Annotated in this window: 22 protein-coding genes; 20 read left to right on the top strand and 2 right to left on the bottom strand. The window is 37.8% G+C overall.

The genetic code is table 11. The features are described 5' to 3' along the window. Nucleotides 1-11: 11 nt before the first annotated feature. The 20 genes from HEQ28_RS04455 to HEQ28_RS04360 all read left to right on the top strand — a co-directional run bounded on the left by HEQ28_RS04455 (nt 12) and on the right by HEQ28_RS04360 (nt 20,894). Nucleotides 12-863, top strand: coding sequence for a Fe-S cluster domain-containing protein (locus HEQ28_RS04455; protein WP_434503970.1), 852 nt, complete (start codon nt 12-14; stop codon nt 861-863). Further along, a complete protein-coding gene (rsxC, locus tag HEQ28_RS04450; RefSeq protein WP_434503969.1) occupies nt 860-2,212 on the top strand; it encodes an electron transport complex subunit RsxC in 1,353 nt (450 codons plus the stop codon). The genes HEQ28_RS04455 and rsxC overlap by 4 nt, the downstream gene beginning before the upstream one ends. Before the next feature lie 23 nt (nt 2,213-2,235). Next, complete coding sequence (locus HEQ28_RS04445) at nt 2,236-3,231, top strand: RnfABCDGE type electron transport complex subunit D (RefSeq protein WP_434503968.1); 996 nt, start codon at nt 2,236-2,238, stop codon at nt 3,229-3,231. 35 nt (nt 3,232-3,266) lie between these two features. Continuing rightward, complete coding sequence (locus HEQ28_RS04440) at nt 3,267-3,851, top strand: RnfABCDGE type electron transport complex subunit G (protein ID WP_434503967.1); 585 nt, start codon at nt 3,267-3,269, stop codon at nt 3,849-3,851. Nucleotides 3,852-3,874: 23 nt separating this feature from the next. Next, the gene (gene rsxE, locus HEQ28_RS04435) at nt 3,875-4,462 is read left to right on the top strand and encodes an electron transport complex subunit RsxE (RefSeq protein WP_434503966.1); all 588 of its coding nucleotides are present in this window, start codon (nt 3,875-3,877) and stop codon (nt 4,460-4,462) included. Nucleotides 4,463-4,494: 32 nt separating this feature from the next. Continuing rightward, nucleotides 4,495-5,097: an electron transport complex subunit RsxA gene (gene rsxA / locus HEQ28_RS04430; RefSeq protein ID WP_434503965.1), complete on the top strand. Its 603-nt coding sequence runs from the start codon at nt 4,495-4,497 to the stop codon at nt 5,095-5,097. An 86-nt stretch (nt 5,098-5,183) separates the two neighbouring features. Next, entirely contained in the window at nt 5,184-6,221 is a 1,038-nt protein-coding gene (galE, locus tag HEQ28_RS04425; protein WP_434503964.1) for a UDP-glucose 4-epimerase GalE, read from the top strand. 226 nt (nt 6,222-6,447) lie between these two features. Continuing rightward, nucleotides 6,448-6,996, top strand: coding sequence for a 30S ribosomal protein S16 (locus HEQ28_RS04420; RefSeq protein ID WP_434503963.1), 549 nt, complete (start codon nt 6,448-6,450; stop codon nt 6,994-6,996). 345 nt (nt 6,997-7,341) lie between these two features. Next, nucleotides 7,342-8,337, top strand: a complete 996-nt coding sequence (locus HEQ28_RS04415) for an AAA family ATPase (protein ID WP_018463253.1) — start codon at nt 7,342-7,344, stop codon at nt 8,335-8,337. A gap of 44 nt (nt 8,338-8,381) precedes the next feature. After that, entirely contained in the window at nt 8,382-9,251 is an 870-nt protein-coding gene (locus HEQ28_RS04410; RefSeq protein ID WP_434503962.1) for a DUF58 domain-containing protein, read from the top strand. Next, the gene (locus tag HEQ28_RS04405; RefSeq protein ID WP_434503961.1) at nt 9,252-10,331 is read left to right on the top strand and encodes a hypothetical protein; all 1,080 of its coding nucleotides are present in this window, start codon (nt 9,252-9,254) and stop codon (nt 10,329-10,331) included. It begins immediately after the preceding gene. A gap of 4 nt (nt 10,332-10,335) precedes the next feature. Then, entirely contained in the window at nt 10,336-11,334 is a 999-nt protein-coding gene (locus HEQ28_RS04400; RefSeq protein ID WP_434503960.1) for a vWA domain-containing protein, read from the top strand. A gap of 12 nt (nt 11,335-11,346) precedes the next feature. Then, nucleotides 11,347-12,372 carry a vWA domain-containing protein gene (locus HEQ28_RS04395; RefSeq protein WP_434503959.1) on the top strand — a complete coding sequence of 342 codons (1,026 nt, stop codon included), beginning with the start codon at nt 11,347-11,349 and terminating at the stop codon, nt 12,370-12,372. Then, a complete protein-coding gene (locus HEQ28_RS04390) occupies nt 12,372-13,076 on the top strand; it encodes a tetratricopeptide repeat protein (RefSeq protein ID WP_434504425.1) in 705 nt (234 codons plus the stop codon). Before HEQ28_RS04395 ends, HEQ28_RS04390 begins: the two co-directional genes overlap by 1 nt. 24 nt (nt 13,077-13,100) lie before the next feature. Then, nucleotides 13,101-14,942 carry a BatD family protein gene (locus tag HEQ28_RS04385; RefSeq protein WP_434503958.1) on the top strand — a complete coding sequence of 614 codons (1,842 nt, stop codon included), beginning with the start codon at nt 13,101-13,103 and terminating at the stop codon, nt 14,940-14,942. Between the two features lie 12 nt (nt 14,943-14,954). Beyond that, on the top strand, nt 14,955-15,713 hold the full coding sequence (locus HEQ28_RS04380) for a tetratricopeptide repeat protein (RefSeq protein ID WP_434503957.1): 759 nt from the start codon (nt 14,955-14,957) through the stop codon (nt 15,711-15,713). Nucleotides 15,714-15,740: 27 nt separating this feature from the next. Then, complete coding sequence (locus HEQ28_RS04375) at nt 15,741-16,439, top strand: phosphatase PAP2 family protein (protein ID WP_434503956.1); 699 nt, start codon at nt 15,741-15,743, stop codon at nt 16,437-16,439. 29 nt (nt 16,440-16,468) lie between these two features. After that, nucleotides 16,469-17,719: an S-adenosylmethionine:tRNA ribosyltransferase-isomerase gene (locus tag HEQ28_RS04370; RefSeq protein WP_434503955.1), complete on the top strand. Its 1,251-nt coding sequence runs from the start codon at nt 16,469-16,471 to the stop codon at nt 17,717-17,719. Nucleotides 17,720-17,731: 12 nt separating this feature from the next. Continuing rightward, nucleotides 17,732-18,934: a DUF2027 domain-containing protein gene (locus HEQ28_RS04365; protein ID WP_434503954.1), complete on the top strand. Its 1,203-nt coding sequence runs from the start codon at nt 17,732-17,734 to the stop codon at nt 18,932-18,934. A gap of 31 nt (nt 18,935-18,965) precedes the next feature. Beyond that, nucleotides 18,966-20,894 (top strand): NAD(+) synthase, encoded by a 1,929-nt coding sequence (locus tag HEQ28_RS04360; protein ID WP_434503953.1) that lies wholly within the window; start codon nt 18,966-18,968, stop codon nt 20,892-20,894. 85 nt (nt 20,895-20,979) lie between these two features. On the opposite strand, the gene HEQ28_RS04355 is transcribed toward HEQ28_RS04360, so the two are convergent. Both HEQ28_RS04355 and rlmD read right to left on the bottom strand, forming a co-directional pair. Further along, a complete protein-coding gene (locus HEQ28_RS04355; protein ID WP_434503952.1) occupies nt 20,980-22,089 on the bottom strand; it encodes a porin in 1,110 nt (369 codons plus the stop codon). Between the two features lie 32 nt (nt 22,090-22,121). After that, nucleotides 22,122-23,561: a 23S rRNA (uracil(1939)-C(5))-methyltransferase RlmD gene (gene rlmD / locus HEQ28_RS04350; RefSeq protein ID WP_434503951.1), complete on the bottom strand. Its 1,440-nt coding sequence runs from the start codon at nt 23,559-23,561 to the stop codon at nt 22,122-22,124. Between the last annotated feature and the right edge of the window lie 163 nt (nt 23,562-23,724).

Raw genomic sequence — 23,724 nt, 5'->3', positions numbered from 1 at the left:
ACAAACAAATTATGAATTTTATTTTAACTTCGGTAATCGCTCTTGGGGCAATAGCGCTAATCTCTTCGGTGGTGCTATATCTTGTGTCCAAGAAGTTTGCCGTTAATGAAGATCCGCGTATTGGCACGGTCTCAGAGTTACTGCCTGGCGCTAATTGCGGTGGTTGTGGCTTTGCAGGATGTTCCGGTATGGCTTGCGCTCTGGTGGCAGGAGCCGACAATGGTTCCATAGAAGGACTTCGCTGCCCTGTAGGTGGTGACGAGGTGATGAAAAAGGTTGCCGATGCATTGGGTATGGCAGCTTCATCATCAGAACCATTAGTGGCTGTTGTTCGTTGCAATGGAACTTGTGATAATCGCCCTCGCATAGCAGAGTATGATGGTTTGCATACATGTGCAGCTGTCAATTCAACAAGTGCCGGTGAAACTGAGTGCGGTTATGGATGCCTTGGTTGTGGAGACTGCGTAAGCGCATGTCAGTTTGATGCAATTCACATGAATCCAGATACATGTCTTCCTGAAGTGGATGAAGAAAAGTGTACAAGTTGTGGTGCTTGTGTAAAAGCATGTCCTCGCAATATAATCGAACTTCGCAAGAAGGGACCTAATGGTCATCGTGTTTACGTGCAATGCGTGAATAAAGACAAGGGAGCTGTAGCAAAAAAGGCTTGTAGCGTTGCTTGTATAGGTTGTGGTAAATGTGAAAAGGTTTGTCAGTTTGACGCTATAACAATAGAAAACAATCTCAGTTATATTGACTTCAACAAGTGCAGCGTATGTACAAAGTGTGTTGATGAATGTCCTACTGGGGCTATCGTAAAGATGAACTTTACAATAAAGAAAGAAGCGGAGGTCGAATCATGAGATTACATACATTCAAGATAGGTGGTGTACACCCAGAAGAAAACAAGATAACTGCTGAGATTGAGACAAGGAATGCTGCATTGCCTAAAGTCGCAATATTCCCGTTGGGGCAGCACATTGGTGCTCCAGCAAAGCCCGTTGTTAAACGTGGTGATGCAGTAAAGGTTGGTACGTTGATAGCAGAAGCTGGTGGTTTCGTTAGTGCTCCGATATACAGTTCTGTTTCTGGAACTGTTGCAAAGATAGATACAAGTATAGATGCTACAGGATATCGCCAGCCTGTGATTATAATCAATGTTGAAGGAGATGAATGGGAGGATGGTATTGACAGAAGTGAAAAAATTGAAAGTATTGCTGAGCATCCTGAACTTACTCCTGAAAATATTTCAGATACAATAAAGAAATCAGGTATTACTGGTATGGGTGGTGCTGGTTTTCCCACATTTATAAAGTTATGTCCGCCACCAACAGCAAAGGCTGAATGCGTGATTATAAACGGAGTGGAGTGTGAACCATATATAACGTCAGACTATCGATTAATGATGGAGCATGCTGAGGAAGTAATAGTAGGTTTGCAACTGCTAATGAAAGCTGCTAAAGTGGAGCGTGGATATATAGGTATTGAGGAAAACAAACCTGAGGCTATAAAGTTGTTAACGCAGCTCACGGCTGATGATTCACGTATAGAAATTGTAGCACTTGCACAGAAATATCCACAAGGAGGTGAAAAGCAACTCGTGGATGCCGTCATAAATCGTCAGGTCCCAGCACCTCCTGCAATTCCTGTGAATGTTGGAGCGATAGTTCAGAATATAGGTACTGCTTACGCTGTATATCAAGCAGTTATGAAGCATAAACCTTTGTTTGAAAGATATACTACTGTAACAGGAAAGCAAGTGAAGAATCCTGGGAACTACCTTGTAAGAATGGGAACTACCTTTGCTGAACTTATACGTGCATGCGGTGGAATGCCTGAAGGTGATAATAAAGTATTAGCAGGTGGTCCTATGATGGGTAAATCAGTTATGTCCTTGGATGTACCTGTTACAAAAGGCACAAACTCAATAACAATCCTTAGTGGCGATGATGCCCATCGCAAGGCTATGCAACCATGTATACGTTGTGGAAAATGCGTTGAGGTATGTCCTATGGGATTGGAACCATATCTCTTGGCTACACTTTCCGCAAACAAGTTGTATGAGCGTCTTGAAAACGAGGAAGTTACATCTTGTATGTCATGTGGCTCATGCCAGTTTACTTGTCCTTCTCATCGTCCAATATTGGATAATATTCTTCAAGGTAAGGGTGTTGTAATGGGAATGATTAAGGCTAGGAATATCAAGAAGTAGTATTTAAAAACGAATTATCAAAAATGGGAAAATTAATAGTATCTCTTTCACCGCATGCCCATGGAACTGACAGTGTTGAAAAAAACATGTTTGGAGTTGTTATCGCACTTATTCCGGCAATACTCGTCTCTTTCTTTTATTTCGGACTTGGTTCAGTTGTAGTATTGCTTAGCAGTGTTGCTTTCTGCATGTTCTTTGAGTGGGCTATAACAAAATATATGTTGAAGCGCGAACCTACATTGACAGACGGTTCGGCTATAGTTACGGGGTTACTTCTAGGCATGAATCTGCCTAGTAATCTGCCAGTGTGGATTGTTATAATTGGTGCCCTTGTTGCGATAGGTGTTGCAAAAATGACTTTTGGAGGACTTGGAAACAATCCTTTTAATCCAGCACTAGTTGGACGTTGCGTATTGCTTGTGAGTTTTCCTGCACAAATGACGTCATGGCCAATGGCAGGACAGTTGACAAGTTATCTTGATGCACAGACCGGAGCCACTCCGCTCGCAATAATGAAGCAAGCTATAAAGAGCGGTGATGCGTCTATATTGGACAAGTTGCCATCTGCAACACAACTCCTTTTAGGTTCAAATCCAACATTGGGACTTGGCACTATAGGAGAGGTTTGCGCTTTGGCTCTTTTACTTGGTTTAGCTTATTTGTTGTGGAAGAAGATTATAACATGGCATATTCCAGTATCAATAATTGCAACGGTATTTGTATTCAGTGGTTTGCTGCACTTTGCAAATCCTGTCTATGCCAATCCATTGAGTGAAATTCTCAGCGGAGGATTGATGTTAGGTGCAATCTTCATGGCAACTGATTATGTGACGTCTCCAATGACTCATAAAGGCCAGTTGATTTATGGTATAGCAATTGGATTTCTTACCGTAGTAATACGTAATTGGGGAAGTTATCCCGAAGGAATGAGTTTCGCTATACTTATAATGAACGCTTTCACGCCGATAATCAATTTATCAACAAAGCCAAAGCGTTTTGGAGAAGCAGTAAAGAAGTAAATAAACAAATGTATTTAAAGTAAAAACATACGAAGATGGAAAAATTAAAATCATCTTTACCAAATATGGTTGGCGTTCTTGTTGGCTTCTCTATTATAATAGGAGGTTTGCTTGCTTATGTCAATCACATTACGGAAGGACCGATAAAGCAAAAGGAACAACAGACTCTTGCTGCAGGAATAAAAACTGTTATGCAGAATAATAACGTAAGAGTTGCTGATCCTGAAACTTTAAACGAGACTATAGATGGCAAGAATGCCACATTTATAATACATCCATGCTCTGATAATTCAGGAAAGAATATCGGTTCGGCAGTTGAAAGCACTACGAATGGATTTGGCGGTGATCTTCAGGTACTTGTAGGTTTCGACAATGACGGAAAGATTCTCGGCTATACAATCCTGAAAAGTTCTGAGACACCAGGACTGGGAGCAAAGGCTGGAGTATGGTTTCAGAAGGATGGTAAGGGCAATCTCATCGGTATGAGTCCTAAAGATAAGCCGTTGGCTGTAAGCAAGGATGGAGGAGATGTTGATGCCATTACTGCTTCAACAATAACTAGCCGTGCTTTTTTAAAAGCCATTAATCAGGCTTATACTGCTTATGCAAAGAAAAAATGATGTGTATTTAAAAATTAGAAAAAATGAGCAATTTTAAAATATTACTGAATGGACTTATTAAGGAAAATCCTACATTTGTATTGTTCCTTGGTATGTGTCCTACATTAGCAACAACAACCAGTGCTATAAATGGACTTTCCATGGGATTGGCAACAATGGCGGTGTTGATATGTACAAACTTCGTGATATCTTGTATAAAGAAAGTCACTCCAGATATGGTTAGAATTCCTGTGTTTATTGTAGTTATAGCTGCTTTCGTGACTATTCTTCAGATGTTTATGAGTGCCTATGCACCAGATTCAATAAACAAGGCTTTAGGTATCTATATACCACTTATCGTTGTAAACTGTATCATCCTTGGGCGCGCAGAAAGTTTTGCCTGCAAGAATAGTCCAATCGCAAGTATCTTTGATGGTTTAGGTATCGGTTTGGGATTCACTTGCGGTCTTACATTGCTTGGTTGCGTAAGGGAATTCCTTGGAGCAGGAAGTCTTTTCGGAGTAGTGGTGATGCCTGAGACGACAAACATACTCTTGTTTGTGCTTCCTCCAGGAGCATTCCTTACATTAGGCTATCTAGTTGCTATCTTCAATAAATTGAAGAGCGAGTAAATGAATAATCAACACATATAAAAATTAAATATATGGAATACTTATTGATATTTATATCAGCGATATTCGTTAATAATATCGTGCTGTCCCAGTTCTTGGGAATATGCCCTTTTCTTGGAGTATCAAAAAAGATAGATACAGCAATTGGCATGGGAGGTGCATTGGCTTTCGTGCTTACTCTTGCTACAATAATAACATGGCTAGTACAGAAATATGTTCTTGATGCATTAGGATTAGCTTATTTGCAGACTTTGTCATTTATTCTTATCATAGCCGCACTTGTGCAGATGGTGGAAATTATCTTGAAAAAGGTATCTCCTGCCTTGTATCAGGCTTTGGGAATTTTCTTACCACTTATCACAACAAACTGCTGCGTGCTTGGTGTTGCAATCCTTGTAATACAGAAGGATTACAACCTTGTTGAAAGTATCGTTTATGCTTTCTCAACAGCGTTGGGATTCGCATTAGCTTTGGTTTTGTTTGCAGGAATACGTGAACAACAGGAACTAGTGAAAATACCAAAAGGTATGCAGGGAATGAGCATTGTATTGATAACAGCTTCGTTATTGGCCCTTTCTTTTATGGGATTCAGTGGATTGGAAAGTGGACTTCGTACATTGTTTGGATTGGCATAAAGTCAATAAAACAAAAAAATATTTCAAAGGTATACAATTTTAAATAAATTGTGTACCTTTGTGCGGTTTAAACATTTTAAAATCTTATGAAACAAACAATACTTGTTACAGGTGGTACAGGCTTCATTGGCTCTCACACCACAGTGGAATTGATTGAAGCAGGCTATAAAGTAGTTATTGTAGACAATCTGAGTAATTCAAAGGTAGAGGTTCTTGACGGTATCGAAAAAATTACTGGTGTGCGTCCAGCATTTGAAAATGTAGATCTTCGTGATAAGGTAGCTGCAGAAAACGTATTCAAAAAATATCCTGATATTGAGGGTATTATTCATTTCGCAGCTTCAAAGGCAGTGGGAGAGAGTGTAAAGATACCTCTTGTTTATTATCGTAACAACATCGTTTCACTTGTTAATCTTTTGGAACTTATGCCAGAGTATAATGTAAAGGGAATTATTTTCTCTTCAAGTTGTACTGTATATGGTCAGCCAAAATCAGAGAACCTTCCTGTAACCGAGGATGCACCTCATCAGAAGGCCACATCTCCTTATGGTAACACAAAGGAAATCAATGAGCAGATTATTTATGACTACATACATAGTGGAGCAAATATAAAGAGTATTGTACTGAGATATTTCAATCCAATTGGAGCTCATCCAACTGCTCTAATCGGTGAATTGCCAAATGGTGTTCCTGCTAACCTTATTCCTTATGTAACACAGACTGCTATAGGAATCCGTAAGGAACTTACAATCTTTGGTAGTGACTATGATACAGAAGACGGAACATGTATCCGTGATTATATTTATGTAGTAGATTTGGCAAAGGCACACGTAGCAGCAATGAGTCGTGTACTTGATAAGGAAACAGATAAGATTGAATATTTCAATATCGGTACAGGTCGTGGAAATTCGACAAAAGAACTTGTTGATACTTTCGAGAAAGCAACCGGTGTAAAGGTTAATTGGAAGTTTGGACCACGTCGTGAGGGAGATATTGAAAAGATATGGGGTGATTGCACTAAAGCCAACAAAGTTTTAGGTTGGAAAGCTGAAGCCTCACTCGAAGATGTTATGGCCAGTGCGTGGAAATGGCAGTTGAAACTTCGTGAAGATGGAGTAATGTAATTTAAATTTATAAATTCCGTTACTGATAATTCGAACAGATATTTAGTGTTTGTATTGTTTGAGTCTGCAATGTTATATTGCAGACTCATTTTGTTTTGTTAAATATGATTAAAGTTTGAACTTATCAGTTTTACAGTTCAACCTATTCCAACTATTCTTGTTATCTTTGCAGGCGCTGTCACGAGATGGCAGCATTAATTCAAACCTAATTAAATATTAAATTAAAATGGCAACAAAAATCAGATTGCAGCGTGGCGGTCGTAAAGGCTATGCTTTTTATGGTATCGTAATCGCTGATGTTAGAGCACCACGTGATGGTAAATTTACTGAGAAGATTGGTACATTCAATCCAAACACCAATCCAGCTACTGTAGATTTGAATTTCGAACGCGCCCTTTACTGGGTAGAGAATGGTGCACAGCCAACAGACACAGTTCGTAACATTCTTAAAAGCGAAGGCGTTTACATGATGAAGCATCTTCGTGGTGGTGTTAAGAAGGGTGCATTTGACGAGGCTGCTGCTCAGAAGAAGTTTGACGCTTGGAAAGAAAACAAGTTGAAGGGCTTTGAAGCTATCAGTGAAAAGGATGCAAAGGCTAAAAAGGATGCTCTTGCAGCAGCTCTTGAGGCTGAAAAGAAGGTTAATGAAGCTATCGCTAAGAAGGTGGCTGATAAGAAAGCTGCAAATGCTACTGCTGAGGCAGAGGCTACTGCAACAGAAGAGACAACAGAGGCTCCTGCAGAGGAAGCTGCTGAAGCTCCAGCTGAGGCTTAATCTTCTTAGATTAAAATCTATAATAAGGATGATTTCTTTTGAAGTCATCCTTATTTTTTTTGAAGTTTATCAATTTTTATTGATGTTAATATGTAAACGGTATTAACATTTTTATGTAAATATATTAACGTTGTAGCGAAAATCAGGAAGTGACTATCACAAACTGTTATAACATTAAATGTTGTTCATTTTATCGGATATTTGGGTGCTCGCGATTGAAAGTTTCTTAAAATATACGTTTTTGGAAACTTTTTTAATATTATTTAGTTGCTGATGTTAGTTACTCTAAGCGATTTATTGTAATTTTGTGGTCACTAATTTATAATCGGTTAAATACAAATAATTATGGCTGAGACGATTGATATTCGTGAACTAAATATTATGATTGAGCAGCAGAGCGGTTTTATAACTAATCTTGTTGCTGGTATGGATAAGGTTATCGTGGGTCAGAAACATCTTGTTGACTCACTTCTTATCTCACTTCTTAGTGATGGACATATTTTGTTGGAAGGTGTTCCTGGCTTGGCAAAGACTCTTGCTATCAAGACTCTTGCTCAGCTTATAGATGCCGATTTCAGTAGAATCCAGTTTACCCCTGATCTTCTTCCTGCTGATGTCATTGGTACACAAATATATTCACAGAAAGATGAAACTTTCCATGTAAAAAAAGGTCCTGTATTTGCTAATTTCATCCTTGCTGATGAGATTAACCGTGCTCCAGCTAAGGTTCAGAGTGCTCTTCTTGAGGCAATGCAGGAACATCAGGTCACAATTGGTGATCATACATTTGCTTTGCCAAAACCTTTCTTGGTAATGGCAACTCAAAACCCAATTGAACAAGAAGGCACATATCAGTTGCCTGAGGCTCAGATTGACCGTTTTATGCTAAAGGTAGTGATTGATTATCCTACAATAGAAGAGGAAAAACTTATCATTCGTGAAAATATCAACGGAAGTCTGCCTACTGTTACAGCTGTAACTTCAGCAAAGGAAATAATGGCTGCACGTGATGTAGTAAACAAGGTTTATATTGATGATAAAATTGCGCAATATATTGCTGATATAGTCTTTGCAAGCCGCTACCCAGAGCGTTACGGACTTTCAGAATTGAAGGGAATGATTACTTATGGAGGTTCTCCACGTGCAAGTATCAACTTGGCTAAGGCAAGTAGGGCTTATGCTTTTATAAAGCACCGTGGTTATGTTGTTCCTGAAGATGTGCGTGCTGTTGTTCATGACGTTATGCGTCATCGTATTGGTCTTTCTTACGAAGCAGAGGCAAGTAATGTTTCTTCAGAGGAAATCGTATCAAAGATTGTCAACAAGGTTGAAGTTCCTTAAATTACACTTTGCAATCTAATAAACAAGAACAAAGGATTAAGTTAATGGAAACATCTGAAATCATAAAGAAAGTAAGGAAGGTAGAGATTAAAACTCGCGGACTGAGCCAAAACATTTTTGCCGGTCAGTATCATTCTGCCTTTAAGGGTAGGGGTATGGCTTTCAGCGAAGTGCGTGAGTATCAGTATGGCGATGATGTGCGCGATATTGATTGGAATGTAACTGCCCGTTTTCATCATCCTTACGTCAAGGTGTTTGAAGAAGAAAGAGAGCTTACTGTAATGTTACTTGTTGATGTGAGCGGTTCGCTTGACTTCGGTACTATTCACCAAACAAAACGTGACATGGTCACGGAGATTGCTGCAACTCTAGCATTCAGTGCTATTCAGAATAATGATAAAATTGGTGTGATTTTCTTTTCCGACAAGATAGAAAAATATATTTTGCCAAAAAAGGGTAGAAAGCACATTCTTTATATCATCAGAGAATTGTTGGATTTCAAACCGCAAAGTCGTCGTACAGATATTGGTATGGCGGTTTCATATCTCACAAGAATGATGAAGAGACGCTGCACTGCATTCCTGCTAAGTGACTTCTATACACGTGATGATTTCTACAAAGAGATGCAGATTGCTAATTCAAAGCATGATATGATAGCCATTCAGGTGTATGACCAACGTGCCAAAATGTTGCCTGATATCGGACTAATGAAAGTTCGTGACGCAGAAACAGGACACGAAATGATTATTGACACGAGTTCAGCTAAATTTCGTCATGCTCATACTGCCTATTGGTTGGAGCGTGAGGAAGATTTGCGCAGGCTCTTTGCAATGAGTAATGTTGACTGGACTTCTATTGCAACAAATGAGGACTTTGCTAAAGCCCTCATGCTATTATTTAAGAAAAGAGCGTAAATGAGATATCTGAAAACCATAATATGCTTGATGTGTCTGTTGGGAATAAGTTTCAGCGGACATGCACAAACTGTTCAGGTGGAGCAGAAAATAGATTCTGTTTCTATACTTATCGGACAGCAGACTCGCATGACTGTAACTGTTACGGCTCAGCATGGTGCAAAGATTGATTGGCAGAAATTCAAACCATCACAGTATATTACTCCTGGTGTTGAAGTCGTAAATTCAGAGAATGGCGAGACATCTGATGTAGATGGAATGACAAAGGTGAGCAAGATTTATACTCTCACTAGTTTTGACGAAAGATTATATGCTATTCCTCCTATTAAGGTGAGTGTAAACGGTAAGTCTTATGCTGGAACTCAATTGGCTTTGAAAGTACTGACTGTTGATGTTGATACTGTTCATCCAAACCAATTCTTTCCACCAAAAGACGTTCAGAGTAATCCTTTCCAATGGGCTGATTTCAGTTTGGTATTTTGGTTGAGCGTAGTGTTGGTAATTCTTTGCTGTATAGTATATTATCTCTATAGTAGACTGAAAAGCAATAAGCCTGTTATCACAAGAATACGTATTGTAAAACATATACCTGCACACAAGAAGGCTTTGAACGAAATTGATAAGATTAAGTCAGAACACATGCAGGTGTCTGAAAATCAAAAAGAATACTACACAAAGCTTACTGATACTGTTAGACAGTATATTCAGGAAAGATTTGGATTTAATGCAATGGAAATGACAAGTAACGAAATTATTTACAGACTTCGTGAAAGTGGTGACCAAAAAAGTATTGATGAACTTCATGAGTTGTTTGAAACTGCCGACTTGGTAAAATTTGCAAAGCATAGCGCATTGATTAATGAGAATGATCTTAATCTTGTGAATGCTATTAATTTTATTGATGGTACGAAGACGGCAACCGAAGAAACAGAAGAAAAAATTATACCGCAACTAAGTGATGACGAAGAGAAATCTAGAAAGAGTAGGATGACTATCAAGTCGCTTATTTCTGTTATTACTGTAGCTGTTGTTGTACTATTGGTATATATCATTTATAGTGTATATCAGTTGTTAGGATAAGATTATGGAATTTGCAAGTAAAGAATACTTCATATTATTGATATTGCTCATACCGTATATATTATGGTATTTCCTATATCGAAAGAAAAGTGAGCCCACAATGCAGATGAGCGACACTTTTGCATATCGTTATGCACCAAAAAGTTGGCGCATGCGACTTGTAAATCTGCCTATGGTGCTGCGTTGCATTGCTTTCACTCTTGTTGTCATTGTTATGGCGCGTCCACAGACACATAATTCATGGGATAATAAGCAAGTTGACGGAATAGATATTATGATGGCAATGGATGTTTCAACATCAATGCTTGCCGAAGACTTAAAACCAAACCGTCTTGAAGCTGCCAAAAATGTTGCGTCTGAATTTATTGCTGACCGTCCAAATGACAATATAGGTCTGACAATATTTGCTGGTGAAGCATTTACTCAATGTCCAATGACAACAGATCATGCGTCACTTATTAATCTGTTGCAAAGTGTGAGGACTGACATTGCAGCTCGTGGACTAATCTCTGACGGTACAGCTGTTGGTATGGGATTGGCGAATGCTGTAAGCAGACTTAAAAATTCAAAGTCAAGGAGTAAAGTTGTAATTTTGCTTACTGACGGTAGTAATAATATGGGTGATATATCTCCTATGACAAGTGCGCAGATTGCGCGTAGCCTTGGCATAAGAGTTTACACTATTGGTTTGGGTACAAATAAGGTTGCTCCTTATCCAATGCCTGTTGCAGGTGGTGTTCAATATGTGAATATTCCTGTAGAAATAGACACAAAGACATTGAGTGATATTGCTGCTATGACCGAAGGTAATTTTTATAGAGCAACAAATAATAGGGAATTAAAGCAAATATATAAGGATATAGACAAATTGGAAAAGACCAAGATGGATGTTAAAACATACTCAAAGCGTTATGAGGCTTATCAGCCTTTTGCAATAGCAGCTTTGCTAGTCTTGCTTTTTGAATTAATATTGCGCACAACTGTATTGCGTCGTATCCCGTAAATATATATAACTATGTTAAGATTTCAAGATTCAATATATCTGTGGTTGCTGCTCATCTTGCCTGTAATGGCAATGGTGAGATTTATAGTTTGGCGACAGCGTCGTAGCAAACTACGAAAGTTTGGTGACCCTGAATTGCTCAAACAACTCATGCCGGATGTTTCTAAATATCGTCCAACAGTGAAGTTCTGGCTGCTGATGTCAGCAATAGCGATTCTTATTTGTATGATAGCTCGTCCGCAAATGGGTACAAAAGTATCTCATGAGAAACGAAATGGAATACAGGCTATTATAGCTCTTGATATAAGTAACTCTATGATGGCAGAAGATGTAATGCCATCAAGATTGGCAAAGAGTAAGTTGCTAGTTGAGAATATGGTCGACCACTTTAATAATGATAAGGTGGGACTTGTTGTCTTTGCGGGTGATGCCTTTGTTCAGTTGCCTATTACAAGCGATTATGTTTCGGCAAAGATGTTTTTACAGAATATCGAACCGTCACTCATTGCGACTCAAGGTACTGATATAGCAAGAGCTATTACATTGTCAGAAAGTAGTTTCACTCAGCAGGATAAGGTTGGTAAGGCTATTATTGTAATAACTGATGGTGAAGACCATGAAGGTGGTGCTCTGGAAGCAGCTAAAGATGCTCGTAAAAAAGGTATTAACGTATTTATACTAGGAGTTGGTGATCCTAAAGGGGCACCTATTCCTGACGGGAATGGCGGATATCTTAAAGATAATACAGGGCAGACTGTTATGTCGGCTTTGAATGAGCAGATGTGTCAACAAGTTGCTGAAGCGGGTAGTGGCACGTATATTCATGTAGACAATACTAATGACGCTCAGGTAAAACTTAATGACGAATTGACAAAGTTGCAGAGCGGCGAAACCAATAGTGTGATCTTTAGTGAGTACAATGAGCAGTTCCAGGCATTTGGACTGATACTTATATTCTTGCTTATTGCTGAAATTTGCGTATTGGAATCTAAGAATCCATTGGTCAGGAATGTCAGATTGTTTAAAAAGAAAAAATGATGAGAGGTCTTAAATATATATTCATTCTGTTGTCTATCTTTGTTTGTGCAGGTGGATTTGCTCAATCTGACAGACAATATATCAGAAATGGCAATAAACTATTTCACCAGCAAAATTATGCAAAGGCTGAAGTGGAGTATAGGAAAGCCATTTCAAAGAATCCGAATAATTCACAAGCTATATATAATCTCGGTAATGCTTTGCTAATGCAGCAGAAGGACTCGGCTGCAACATCTTTGTTTCAAAAATCAGGAAAAATTGAAACGAGTAAGATACGAAAAGCTATGAGCTATCATAACATTGGTGTAATTTGTCAGAAACACCAGATGTATGGTGACGCAATTAATGCCTATAAAGAGGCTTTGAGAAACAATCCTAACGATAATCAGACAAGGTATAATCTTGCATTATGCAAAAGACTGCTGAAAAATCAACCAAAGGATAAGAACAAGCAGAATAATAAACAGAAGGACAAGAAAAACAAAGATAAAAATAAGAAGGATAAGGATAAAGATAAACAAAATAACAATAATAAGGACCAAAATAAGCAGGACAAGAAGCAACAGCAGCCTAAAGACAGAATGAGTAAAGAGAATGCAGAGCAGTTGCTTAACGCAGCGATGCAGGAAGAAAAGTCTACTCAGCAACGTATCAGCAAGGCTATGCAGCAGGCTGGAAGCAGGAAATTGCAGAAAAATTGGTAAAATGATTATTTTATATTGACTTATATGTATAGATATATTCGTTATATTGTATTGATATTGGCTATAACTCTTTGTGATATAGGATGTTCGTATGCACAAAGTATTTCTGTACAGGCACCTTCTAAAGTGCCTGCAGGTGATAATTTTAGACTTTCTTATACTGTAAATACTCAAGATGTAGAGGATTTCCGTGCTGGTAATATTCCTTCAGGAATAGAAGTTATTGCTGGACCTTACACATCTCAACAGTCTAGTTATCAGATGGTAAATGGACATACTAGTTCTTCTTCTTCGATTACGTTTACATATACATTATATGCTGTAAAGCATGGTACGTATAAAATTCCAGGTGCCCATGTTGTTGTGAATGGTAGAAAAATATCTTCACGTCCTGTAACTATTACTATTGTTGGTAATGCTGCTAGCGGAAAAGGTTCGCAGAGTGCTAACAATTATGATGACGATAGTGGTGCAGCCATGAAAGCTGCAGGATCTCGTATTTCAGGTAATGATTTGTTTATCCGTGTGAGTGCTAATAAGCGCAATGTGCATGAGCAGGAGCCTGTATTGCTTACATATAAGGTGTATACGTTAGTTGAGCTGACACAGTTGGAAGGTAAAATGCCTGATTTAACAGGTTTCCATACTCAGGAAGTACAGTTGCCTCAACAAAAAAGCTTTCATGTTGAACGTATAAACGGAAGAGCTTACAGATGTGTCACATGGAGTCAATATGTGATGTATCCACAGATGACAGGCAAACTAACAATTCCAAGTATAACATTCAAAGGAATTGTAGTTCAGCAGAATAGAAACGTTGATCCATTTGAGGCATTCTTTAATGGAGGATCTGGATATGTAGAGGTTAAACGAGACATCAAAGCGCCTAGTCTTAGCATAATGGTTAGTCCTCTGCCTAAACGTCCTGTTGGTTTTTCTGGAGGTGTTGGCAAGTTTAATATTTCAGCACAACTTAACAAAAAGAGTATAAAGGCAGGCGAACCGCTTCAACTTCGTATTGTTGTTGGTGGAATGGGTAATTTGAAACTGATCAAGCAACCTGTTGTAAATTTCCCTAAGGACTTTGAAAAGTATGATGCTAAGGTTACAGATAAGACTAAACTTACTGCTAATGGACTAGAAGGAAATATGATTTATGACTTCCTTGCAGTTCCTCAGAATCAAGGACATTATACTATTCCTGCAACAGAATTCACATATTATGATACTGGTAGTAACACTTATAAGACTATCAAAACTAAGGCATTTAACATAAATGTAGATAAGGGTGATGGCAAGTCTGGCAGTGTTACAGACTATGCAGAAAAGGATAACGATATACATCCATTAATGGAGGGAAATTCCAAGATGCATAATATTAATGAATTCTTTTTCGGTTCTGCAGAATATTGTGTAGTTTTGTTTTTGCCATTAATCGTTTTCGTTGTATTGCTTATCCTATTTAGAAAGCGTGCAATGGATATGGCTGATGTTGTAAAGACTCGTGGAAAGAGGGCTAACAAGGTTGCAACAAAGCGACTTCGTAAAGCTAAAAAATTGATGCAGGCGTCAAGGGCTAATGAATTCTATGATGAGGTGTTGCGCGCATTGTGGGGATATGTAGGTGATAAACTAAATATGTCAGTAGAGATGTTGTCACGTGAAAATATCTCAGATAATCTTAAAGGTAGTGATGTTGATGACAATACGATAGATAAATTTATCAATGCTATTGATGAATGCGAATTTGAAAGATATGCTCCAGGTGATGTTGCCGGTAATATGAGCCGTACTTTTGAATCAGCAATGTCTGCAATCATGGAGATTGAAAATGTCTTTAAAGGCAAGTCTAAAAGAAAACATTAATGTGAATTGAAAATGAAAAGACATATTTTACATATCATATTTTGCGTAGTTGCTTTTCTTGCTTTCAGCATGACTGTTGGTGCTGTAACAAAAGATATGGCAGATGCAGAGTATAAGAAAGCCAATTATCAGCAAGCTATAAAAGATTATGAAGAGTTGTTGAAACATGGAGTAAGTCCTGAACTCTATTATAATTTGGGTAATGCTTATTATAAGGTTGATAATATTACTCGTGCATTGCTTAATTACGAGCGTGCTTCGATGCTTGATCCTGGTAACAAGGATATAAGATTCAATCTGCAATTTGTGAGAAATAAGACAATAGATAAGTCTGCTGACGATGAAGAGATGTTTTTCGTTACATGGTATAAGTCTGTTGTCAATTTTGAAAGTGTTGACGGATGGGCTAAAATAAGTGTTGTGTCTGTAATAATGGCACTGCTGTTGTTATTGGTATATTTATTCTGCGAAAAAGTAAGTCTCAGAAAAGTTGGTTTCTTTGGATCGCTTACTTTTATAGGATGTTTTATTTTAAGTATATTATTTGCTTATCAGCAGAAATATTATTTTGAAAACCGTTGTGGGGCTATTGTTACATCTCCTGTTGTCAATGTGAAAAAGACACCAGCGGCTGGAAGTGCTGATGAATTTATTATTCATGAAGGAACAAAAGTCTATATCACTGATCGTGGTATGAAAGGCTGGACGGGAATTAGACTCCCTGATGGTCGTGAAGGTTGGATTCTGAAAGGCAAGATAGAAGAAATTTAGTATATTAACATATATAATTAAAAAGCTTTGGATGCCGTTAGCATTATAGAATTGGATAGAGAATTGCTTTCTTTTTTTAATCAGAATGACAATATCTTTATAGATGGAGTAATAAAAACACTTACATCAGGAATTACTTGGATACCTCTGTATTTGGCATTGTTTTATATCGTCGTGAAGAATAATGAGACGATGGGCCAAATATTTTTTATTGTCGGTGGGGTATTACTGAGTGTTATGCTTGCTGGTGGTGTTGATGACTTAATAGTGAAACCACTTGTGGCACGTCCCAGACCGGTAAACGATTTAGCTACAAAATATATTATCGATACCGTATATGGAGTAAGCAGCGATCAGTTCAGCTTTTTCTCAGCTCATGCCGCAAACACATTCGCAATAGCAACATTCATGGCTTTATTGGTGAGAAGTGGAATTCTTAATTTTGGATTATTTGCTTGGGCGGCAATAAATGCCTATACTAGATTATATTTGGGAATGCATTATCCGTCTGATGTAATCATCGGAACATTGTGGGGAATGATTTGTGGTGCCGTAGCGTATTTCATATATTCTTATTTATATTACAAACGCAATCCCCATATAAATTACATATCTTCTCAATATACGTCAACAGGATATAGTTTTATTGATGTAGATATCGTAATAACAACACTTTCGCTTACTGTATTATATGCTTTGATTTTAGCAACAGTAAATGTATTTTAGAAACAACAATATTGAGAAATTAATTGATAATGGATACAAAACATATAAAAATTAGTGATTTTAACTACGAGTTGCCTGATTGCAGAATAGCAAAATTCCCATTAGAGGAACGCGATCATAGCAAACTTCTGATATACAATCATGGCAGTCTGAGTGATGATGTTTTTTATAATCTACCACAATATCTTCCAAAGAATGCCTTAATGGTATTCAATAATACGAAAGTCATACAGGCGCGTATGCATTTTAGAAAAGAGACAGGTGCTCTGATTGAGGTGTTTCTTATGGAGCCAGCTGAACCAGTAGATTATGAATTGATGTTTCAGACTACTGGGCATTGCTCTTGGCTTTGTATGATAGGCAATCTAAAAAAATGGAAGGATGGTTCACTAAAGCGTGACTTTGAAATTAAAGATCAAAAACTAACTTTGACAGCGACACTAAACAGAGATGAAAGTGAGCATAGTGGAACTGGAACAAACTATTGGGTGGATTTTGATTGGGACAATGATAATATAAACTTTGCTGATATTTTGGAAACTGTTGGTGAGTTGCCTATTCCTCCATACCTTAATAGGGAAACACAGGAAAGCGACAAAACGACTTATCAGACTGTTTATAGCAAGATAAAGGGTAGTGTAGCTGCTCCAACAGCTGGACTGCATTTCACTGATAGAGTGCTTAATGCACTTGACGAACATGGAATAGACCGTGAAGAGGTTACTTTACATGTTGGTGCAGGAACTTTTAAACCAGTTAAGAGTGAGGAGATTGATGGACATGAGATGCATACTGAATATATAGTAGTTCATCGCCATAGTCTTGTGAAATTGGTTAATCATGAATGTAATGCTATCGCTGTTGGTACAACGAGTGTTAGAACTTTGGAGAGTCTATATTATATTGGTGTGAAATTGGCTACAAATTCTGATGCTACAGAGGAAGAACTGCATGTAAATCAGTGGGAACCTTATGATAATGGCAGAGACGGCAAGATTGCAGAAGGTATTTCTCCTGTTGAAGCGATACAGAATATCATTGACTGGCTCGACAGATGTGGAGTAGAAGCATTGCATAGCAGTACGCAGATTATCATTGCTCCAGGATATGAATATAAAATCGTAAAGATGCTTGTTACTAATTTTCATCAGCCACAGAGCACATTGTTGCTTTTGGTGAGTGCTTTTGTTAAAGGTGACTGGAAGAGCATTTATGATTATGCTTTGGGACACGATTTTCGTTTCCTTAGTTATGGTGACAGTTCTTTATTAATTCCATAAATATATTTGAATATGAAAATTGGAGATAAAGTAAGATTTCTTAGTGAGACAGGTGGTGGAAAGGTCGCTGGTTTCCCTGGAAATAATATAGTGCTCGTTGAAGATGAGGACGGTTTTCAAATACCGTTCCCTATAACCGAGGTTGTTCTTATTGGTGAAGATAACTATGCTACATCAAAACTTGTAAGTTCAAAAATGTCAGCAGAATCCAAACTGAATGGAATAGAACCTGATGGACGCAGTATAAAGACATTATTGAAAGACGGGCAGGATGATGTTGATGCTTCTCTTAATGAAGAAGATAAATATGACACTGTTGACGACGAAAAAGAAGTTACTTTCCGTGCGCCAGTTGAGGAACGCAAAGGCGGTAATATGCTTAGTGCATATATTGCATTTGTTCCAATGGATATAAATAATGTTACTTCAACTCGTTTTGAAACATATTTCGTTAACGATAGTAACTATTATATTCAGTTCTGTTATATGATAGCGGAAGGTAATAGTTGGAACCTCAAATATAAAGGAGAGGTTGAACCAAATACCAAACTGTATATTGAAGAGTTCGGTCGTGATGCTCTTAATGATATGAATCATATTGCGGTACAGTTTATATCATATAAGCTAGAAAAGGGCTTTATTATGAAGCCTAGTGTAGATGCGCAGTTCAGAATTGATCCAGTGAAGTTTTATAAGCTTCATACTTTTCAAGATACACAGTTCTTTGAATCTCCTGCTTTACTTTACAGTCTCATTGTTGATGATGTACCAGCAAGACCTCTTGTAATAGATCCTAAAGCTTTGAAAAAGGAAATGTTTGCCGGTGCTGATAATGAAAAGAAAGAATCGCAAGAGCATATCGGAAATTATATGCGCAGATATGAAGACGGCAAAAATGGGAATGTTTTTAAGATAAAGCATCGTGGAGATGATGACATTGTTGTCATAGACCTTCATGCTGATGAATTATTGGATACAACTGCTGGTATGACTACAGCTGATATTCTAAATTATCAAATGAAGAAATTCCGTGATGTCTTAGCAGAATATGCAAACAAAAAAGGACAGAAAATAGTATTCATTCATGGAAAGGGTGAAGGTGTGCTGAGAAGCTCTATAATTAATGAATTGCATTATAGATATAAAAAATATGCTTATCAGGATGCTTCTTTCCAAGAATATGGATACGGTGCTACTCAAGTTACTATACGATAAGACATTAAGTAGAATATAATTTGTAGTAATAATGAATTACGGATTTATAAAAGTCGCAAGTGCCATACCGTCAGTGAAAGTCGGTGACGTAAAATACAACACTGCACAGATTGAGAATCTAATTGCTCAAGCTGAAGGACAGGGCGTTGAAGTTATAGTTTTTCCGGAGCTTTCCCTTACAGGATATTCTTGTCAGGATTTGTTCCGTCAGGAAATCCTTTTAGAGTCTGCTGAGACTGCGGTTATGATATTACTGGATTTTACAAGAAAACTTAATATCATAACTATTGTTGGTGTTCCTGTTATAGCAGGTGACTTACTGTTGAATTGTGCAGTAGTAATTCAGCAGGGAGAAATCTTGGGTATTGTTCCAAAGACATATCTTCCAAACTATAATGAGTTTTATGAGAGACGTTGGTTTGCGTCTTCTGCTGATTTGTGCCATGAAGAAATTCGTTTTGCTGGACACAAAATGATTATGCCAGCTAAATCTCCGATTTTTACAACTTCTCAGGGAGTAAGGTTTGGTGTTGAGATTTGTGAGGATGTATGGGCTCCAATACCACCTAGTAATAATCTTACTTTGGCTGGTGCTGATATAATTTTCAATATGTCGGCTTCTGATGAACTTATCGGAAAACATGACTATCTTAAAACACTTTTGTCTCAGCAGAGTGCACGCACAATGTGTGGATATGTTTATAGCAGCTGTGGATTTGGTGAGAGTACGCAAGATGTTGTATATGGTGGAAATGCTATTATACATGAAAATGGAAAATTACTTGCTGAGGGCGAGAGATTCTCTTTGTCAGCTCAGATTGTAACTGCCCAGATTGATGTAGAGAGATTGCGTGCTGAACGAAGAAATAATACAACTTTCGTTACTGCTCAACATAATGCGATGACAGATGAACACGTTGTTGATTGTCATGGCATTGATGTGAAATATGATTTTAAATTGGAACGTGAAGTAGAGCCGCATCCGTTTATTCCTCATACAGACGATATGAAGAAGTCGTGTGAGGAGATTTTCAATATTCAGGTTATGGGATTGGCTAAGCGTATTGTGCATACCAACTGTAAATCTGTAGTTATTGGCATCAGTGGTGGACTTGATTCTACGTTGGCTTTACTAGTATGCGTTAGAACATTTGACAAACTGAAACTTGAAAGACGTGGCATCGTTGGTGTTACTATGCCTGGATTTGGAACTACCGATCGTACTTACAATAATGCCATAAGTTTGATGAAACAACTTGGTATTACGATTCGTGAAGTTGGCATAGCCAAAAGCGTTACACAGCATTTTGCGGATATTGGTCATGACATCAATGTTCATGATGTTACTTACGAAAATGGTCAGGCACGTGAGCGCACTCAGATTCTAATGGATTTAAGTAATAAGCTCAATGGAATGGTTATTGGAACTGGTGATCTTTCTGAGTTGGCTCTTGGTTGGGCAACATACAATGGCGATCATATGAGTATGTATGGTGTAAACTCAAGCATACCAAAGACTTTGATTAAATATCTAGTTAGATATGTTGCTGACACAATGGAAGACGGTACTTCTTCTATTTTGAATGATATTATTGATACTCCTATAAGTCCAGAACTTATTCCTGCAGATGAAAATGGGGATATCAAACAGAAGACCGAAGACCTTGTTGGACCTTATGAGTTGCATGATTTCTTTTTGTATTATTTCTTGCGCTTTGGTTTCCGACCACGTAAGATTTTTATGTTAGCACAAAAGGCTTTCTACAGCACTTATAATGATGAGGTTATCAAGAAGTGGCTTACTACCTTTTGTAGGAGATTTTTTGCGCAGCAGTTCAAGCGCAGTTGTCTACCTGATGGACCTAAAGTGGGTAGCGTAAGTCTCAGTCCTCGTGGTGATTGGCGAATGCCAAGTGATGCCGCAAGCACACTTTGGATAAAAGAATGTGAAGAACTATAATATAATAAATAAAGGCATCCGATAATTGATCATCGAATGCCTTTATTGTTTTTATCTTTTGCTATTATTTGATTGCAATTCTATTTTAGAATTTGAAATCAACCTGTGCGTCTATGATGTTGTAATCTGATTTTGCTCGGTCGTTAACTCGTGCATATTCCAAATCTATTTGGAAATTCTTATTAATCATATAGTTTACACCAGCTTCATATTGTGTGTTAGATGTTGCCCATGTAGCGTTAGGACGATACATGTCGTAACGAACTTTTGCATACAATTTTTTGCTTACAACTGGAGCCATGACCATTCCGTAGAAACCATCAGCTTTGTCACCTATAGTAGTGTTTAAATCGCATTTAGAATTGTCTTCATTGCTGTTTATTGTAGTCTTGAATGCTTTACCTGTTGAGTGAACGTATTCGGAACGGAATGTCCAATCGTTGGTAATATATTCACCACTGATTGCATATCTGTATTTTGGTAATGAGCGAACACCTGTTTGGGTTGCACCATTTTCATCAATCCAAGTTCCTTTTCTTGCGCTTGAGCCTTCCCATCCAAATACTCCGAGTCTCATTCCATTTACAGGCATTACCCATAAACCACCGATAACATCTTTACGCTGGTCAACATCTTTTGTGTTGATACCTTGACCGTTGAAAATACCTATTTGATAATGAAGTAGGTTTCTGCCTTCACCGTTTTTAAGGAAATCACCTTGAATCTGCAAACCTACGTCACGGCCGTTGCTTGCTTGTTCACCAGTGCGATCATTGAATCCCGAAAGTTTTGTAATAGCCTGACTATAAGACATGAAGCCTTCATCAATAGGAGCGAGAGGATTCTCAAATGTGAAAGGACGTTTGAACTGTCCTAATTTCACTCTGAAGAAATCGTATTTCTGCCATTCTGTAAACAAGTCAACAACGCGAGGACTATTTCCAAGTGTAGATGTGTTGCCATTAAATTGAATTTGGGCTTTCCAATAAAAGTCATTCTGGATTCTTCCGTCAAGAATAAGACGCAACATTCTAATATTAAAAGTGTTGCTTTCTTCGTTTTTCTGCCCATTATAAGTATATTGGGCCATACCAAAACCTGATAGTTTGATGTTGTTGAACAATGGTTTTGACTCTTGTGCATTGCTGCATATTGCAGTCAGTGCCATTGTTGTAATTAATAAAAGTTTTTTCATATTAAATTTATACTCTCTTAATAAATGTTTTTCTACTTTTTCTCTAAAAGCACAACATTCTCAACATGTGGAGTGTGTGGGAACATGTCCACAGGTTGTACCTTAGCTACTTTATATTCAGCATCCATTAAAGCTAAATCACGAGCTTGTGTTGCAGGGTTGCAACTTACATAAACAATTCTCGTTGGTGCTGCGTTTAGTATTACATTTACCACGTCTTGATGCATGCCAGCACGTGGTGGGTCAGTGATTATTACGTCTGGGTGTCCGTGTTCAGCAATGAAATCGTCTGTAAGAATGTCTTTCATGTCACCGGCATAAAATAGTGTGTTGGTGATGTTGTTGACTTCACTGTTTACTTTTGCGTCTTCTATTGCTTCTGGTACATATTCAATACCAATAACCTTCTTTGCTTTGTGAGCAACAAAGTTTGCAATAGTTCCTGTTCCTGTATATAAGTCATATACAAGTTCATTACCAGATAGGTTGGCAAAGTCTCTTGCCACGCTATATAGGTGGTAGGCTTGGTCTGTATTTGTTTGGTAGAAACTCTTTGGACCTACTTTAAATTTAAGGTCTTCCATTGTTTCATAAATAAAGTCTGTTCCCTTGAATGTGGTGAGTTCTAAATCTCCGAATGTGTCGTTTCCCTTTTGGTTGTCTACATAGATTAAACTCGTTATTTCAGGGAATTTATTAGCTACATGTTCAAGTAATACTTTAGCTCTGTCTTCGTCACCTTCAACATCATAATGGAACTGAATCAAAACCATGAATTCACCGGTATTTGAATTTCTCATCATTATGTCGCGCAGCAATCCGTGTTGCGCTCTAATGTCGTAGAAAGTCATACCTGTTTCCTTTGCGTATCTTTGTATTTCGTTACGAATTGAATTATGGAAATCATCCATAAGCCAGCATTTCTCAATAGGATATATCTTATCAAAGGCACCTGTAATATGAAAGCCGATAGCACTTTCATTCAGATTACCTTCTTTTCCTTCTTCACGTGGTGGCATCGCATTTATTTCCTCTTGCGTATACCAACGCTTATTAGCGCAACCGAATTCAAGTTTATTGCGATACTCACTTGTCTTAACACTTCCAAGGATTGGATTTATTTCTGGTAGTTCAATCTTACCAATGCGAGTAAGTTGATCAAATACTTGTTGTTGTTTTGCTTTTAATTGTTCTTCATATGGTAGGTTCTGCCATTTGCATCCACCGCAAATTCCGAAGTGAGAACACATTGGGGTAGTGCGCACCTTACTATATTGAATGAATTTAATAACACGTCCTTCCATGAAGCTGTGTTTCTTTCTTGTTATCTGTATGTCAACGATGTCACCAGGAACACAGAAAGGTACAAATACTACTTTATCCTCATGATGAAGGAGGCATTTGCCTTCAGCTGCAATAGCTTCAATCTCGACATTCTCCAATATAGGGTATGGCTTATGTTTTCTTGTCATATATTTATTATTATTTCCGTGCAAAATTACTAAAATAATCCCAAATTCCTTTATCCACTATGTAATTAAATTATTCTGTGTTCGTTAACATCCTAAAATGCAAGGTCTAGTTTGCAAAAAAGCATATAAAAGTTTTGGTCATTAATATTTTTACATTATATTT

The sequence above is a fragment of the Prevotella sp. genome, from assembly GCF_051059605.1.
Classification (GTDB): Bacteria; Bacteroidota; Bacteroidia; order Bacteroidales; family Bacteroidaceae; genus Prevotella.
The sequence above is the reverse complement of the archived record's forward strand: the minus strand, read 5'-3'. Positions and strand labels throughout refer to the sequence as shown.